A 3,480-nucleotide genomic window follows, 5' to 3' on the forward strand; every position below is an offset into this window, starting at 1 on the left:
GCCACCCGGGCCCGCTGCCGCTCCCCGCCTGAAAGCGTGCCGATGTCGCGAGCCGCCATCGTGTGCACGTCGCAGCGCCGCATCGCATCATCCACCGCGCGGCGGTCCGCGTCCCCTGCGCGGCGCCAGGGGCCCAGGTGCGGGTAGCGTCCCATCGTCACGATCTCGCGGACGGTCATGGGGAACACCGCCTCCTCGCCCTGCGGCACCACGCCCACCTGCCGCGCCAGCTCGTCCCTGCTCCACGCGCCGAGCGCACGGTCCGCCAGGTGGATGCGTCCCGCGGCGGGCGCCAGCGTGCCCAGCAGCAGGCGGAGCAGCGTGGACTTGCCGGACCCGTTCGGCCCCAGTACGGCGGTGCACGCGCCAGCCGGGATCTCCAGCGACAGCTCCGAGATCGCGGGCCGGACGGATTCCGGGTACGCGAACGTCACACCGTCGCAGCGCCACCCGCTCACGCGCCCCTCCTGCGCAGGATCCACAGAAAGAACGGCACCCCCACAAACGCCGTCACCACGCCGATGGGCAGCTCCGTGGGCGCGGCGACGGTGCGGGCCAGCGAGTCGGCCAGCACCAGGAAGGTGGCGCCGAGCAGGACGGAGGCAGGGATCAGAAAGCGATGGTCCCCGCCCCACGTCATCCGTACGATGTGGGGAATCACCAGCCCCACGAATCCGATCACGCCACTCACGGCCACGGCGGATGCGGTCAGCAGCGACGCGGTCCCGTAGGCCGCCAGCTTCACCCGTTCCGTCCGTACTCCCAGGTACTGCGCGGTCTCTTCGCCCACGGCCAGCAGGTTCAGCGGCCGCGCCAGGGCGAACAGCACGGCCAGCGCCGGCCCGGCCAGCACGGCGAGGAGACCGATTTCCCGCCACGTGGCGCCGCTGAAGCTGCCCATCATCCAGAAGAGTGCGGATCGAAAGCTCTCCGTGTCCGCAAAGGTCAGCACCAGCAGGATGCACGCGTTGAAGAACGCGCCCGCGACGACGCCCGAGAGCAGGAGGATGCGCGTGTCGAGCGTGGGCCCGACGGAAGCCGCCATCCGCAGCACTACCACGATGGCGATCGCCGCCCCCGCGAACGCCGCCAGTCCCACCCCCGCGCTCGACGCCCCGACACCGAAGACGATCGCCGCCACCGCACCCACCGCCGCGCCGCCTGAGACGCCCAGGACGTAGGGCTCGGCGAGCGGATTCCGCAGCAGCGCCTGGAAGACGGCGCCGCTCGCCGCCAGCGCGCCGCCCACGAGCGCGGCCAGGAGCGAGCGCGGCACCCGCAGCCGCTGGACGATGGCCACCGTGGTGGGGTCGCCCGCGCCGCGCAGCGCGTCCAGCACCTCGCGCACGCCCAGCCGCACCGCGCCCAGCCGCACGCTCAGCAGCAGGGCGCCGGCGCAGAGGGCGGCGAGCAGGGCCAGTCGCAGCACCGGCTTCATCGGCCGGCCAGCTCGGGGTGGATGGCGTCGCGGAACAGCCTGGCGGTCTGGGCAATCCCCGGCCCCATGAGGTACACCTGCTCCACGGGCAGGGCATGCACGCGCCCGGTTCGGAAGGCGTTCAGCTCGCGCCAACCGGGCCGCGTGGACAGCTCGCGGATCCGCGCCGCCCCGTCGCCGCTGACGGGGAGGAGGATGACCTCGGGCTGGCGGCGCACCAGCTCTTCCATCGACACGTACTGCGGCTGCCCCTTCGCGTCGGGGAACGTGGTGCGCCCGCCGGCCACCTCGATCAGCTGGATGGTGGCGGTCCACGGCCCCGCGGTCATCAGCGGCTCGTCGCCAACGACGATGAACGTCGACCGCGCAGGCCGGCCTGCCACGGAGGCGCGCAGTCGGTCGAGCTCGCCACGCACGGCGGCCGACGCCGAGTCCGCCTCGCGCGCCCTTCCGCTCAGCACGCCGAGCCGGTCGATGGTGCGGAACACGTCCGTTGTGTCCGTCGTCCGCACGGCGAAGAAGGGGATGCCCAGTTCGCGCAGCCGATCGCGCACCGGGTTGGCCCCCGCCGCGTTCCAGCCGATCACCAGGTCCGGCCGCAGGGCGAGGATCTTCTCCAGGCTGGGGTCCAGCCCGCCGCCGACCGACGGCAGTGCATCCACGCCCAGTCCCACGTCGTACTCCGTTCGCCCCGCCAGCTGCCCGCGCGCGCCGATGGCCACGAGCGTTTCCGTCGCGCTGGGGGCCAGCGAGATGATCCGCCGCGCCGGGGCAGCGAGGCGGACGGTGTCGCCCGCGTCGTCCACGGCGGAGATCGCCTGGACGGCCGTCGTAGGAGGCGGATCCGCCTGCCGGTCGCCGCCGCACGCGGGCAGCACGAGCGCCGCCGCGGCCATCAGGGCCGGGGCGGCGGTGCGGCACAGCCTGCGCGCGGAGTCCAGAATCAAAACGCCCGTTCCTTCCGGTGGCGGAAGGGACGGGCGGCAGCAAGGCGGCAGGCGGAACGCAGGTGCTCCGGCCGGCAGACTCGTACCCCGCGCCCCTCCCGCGAGGGGTGCATCGTTGCGGGAACGAGAGGGCCGCGTCTCCTGGCTCGAGGCAGCACCGCTCGCCTTCCCGGGCAACAACCCAGTGGCGGAGTGAGCGGGCCGGACCGGCGTGCGCCGGGCCTCTTACAGTGGCGGGGCCGCGCCGGATTTTCACCGGCTTCCGTGAGGCCCCCTCGTGCTATGTCGGAACTAAACTAGCCGCGGGCACCGAGGGTGTAAAGTGCGTCATCGACGATCGCTGGGCCTTCGGATCAGCGTAGCGTGGCGGCTGCGGGAGTGAAGGCAGCTAGCGACAGGCCCGGAGGAACTTGTCGGTTAGAACCACCTGGTCGTCGCACGCCTGCCGCAGCCGGTCCGTATGGGCTTGGCCCGGGAAGTGACACCAAATCACCTTTCTTCCGGTCTGCTGCACGGCTTCTACTGCGCGGACGTAATCGGTGTCCCCCGCGACCAGGACCGCGACGTCGTATCGATTCATGTGCGCACCCACGGTCATATCTACCGCGAGAGTGACGTCGGTTTCCTTCTCGACCTGATGCTTGTGCGTAAACGTTCTTTTACACAATTCGCAAGTGATGTTCTGGTGCCGCGGCTCGTTCCGCCCTAGAACCAACTCCACCGCTCTGGTTGCGCGCAGGAGTTCGAAGAATCGCTGCTGCCCCCGGTACTGGTTGGAACGCGTGTCCAATGGAGAGGCGTAGTAACGCATCTTGACGAGGACGTAACCTCGCGCGAGTTGTCTCGCTAGGCGCGGAATGTCCAGATCACGCACCCCCGCATCCAACTGCGCCAGCCGGAAGTTGGTCCCATCAACGAAGATCTCCATGCGGAGCATCCGCGCGGGAGATTGATCAGTCACGAGAGTACCGGCAAAAAAATAACGAGGGGTTGTGCGACATGCGCACAACCCCCCGGAGTTACGTACCCGGTACCCCGAAGGGAGCGGGCCTGCTTTCGTTATGCGAAAGCTATACCGGGGCTGTGCGAATGTCA

Annotated in this window: 4 protein-coding genes and 1 riboswitch; all 4 genes read right to left on the bottom strand. The window is 70.4% G+C overall.

Annotated features, from left to right (window positions below):
• On the bottom strand, positions 1 to 458 hold a 458-nt coding region (locus tag VIB55_RS23985), incomplete at its 3' end, for an ABC transporter ATP-binding protein (RefSeq protein WP_331879210.1).
• The gene (locus tag VIB55_RS23990; RefSeq protein ID WP_331879211.1) at positions 455 to 1,438 is read right to left on the bottom strand and encodes an iron ABC transporter permease; all 984 of its coding nucleotides are present in this window, start codon (positions 1,436 to 1,438) and stop codon (positions 455 to 457) included. The genes VIB55_RS23985 and VIB55_RS23990, both read right to left, overlap by 4 nt.
• Positions 1,435 to 2,385: a helical backbone metal receptor gene (locus VIB55_RS23995; protein ID WP_331879212.1), complete on the bottom strand. Its 951-nt coding sequence runs from the start codon at positions 2,383 to 2,385 to the stop codon at positions 1,435 to 1,437. Before VIB55_RS23995 ends, VIB55_RS23990 begins: the two co-directional genes overlap by 4 nt.
• 136 nt (positions 2,386 to 2,521) lie before the next feature.
• A riboswitch (cobalamin riboswitch) is annotated at positions 2,522 to 2,649 on the bottom strand.
• A gap of 124 nt (positions 2,650 to 2,773) precedes the next feature.
• On the bottom strand, positions 2,774 to 3,313 hold the full coding sequence (locus VIB55_RS24000; protein WP_331879213.1) for an NYN domain-containing protein: 540 nt from the start codon (positions 3,311 to 3,313) through the stop codon (positions 2,774 to 2,776).
• Positions 3,314 to 3,480: the final 167 nt, after the last annotated feature.

The organism is Longimicrobium sp., assembly GCF_036554565.1.
In the GTDB taxonomy this organism is placed as follows: Bacteria; Gemmatimonadota; Gemmatimonadetes; order Longimicrobiales; family Longimicrobiaceae; genus Longimicrobium.

Bases quoted from the DNA above. Each gene is read 5' to 3' on its own strand.
- VIB55_RS23990 (WP_331879211.1), bottom strand. From the start codon at position 1,438: ATGAAGCCGGTGCTGCGACTGGCCCTGCTCGCCGCCCTCTGCGCCGGC.
- VIB55_RS24000 (WP_331879213.1), bottom strand. From the start codon at position 3,313: ATGGAGATCTTCGTTGATGGGACCAACTTCCGGCTGGCGCAGTTGGAT.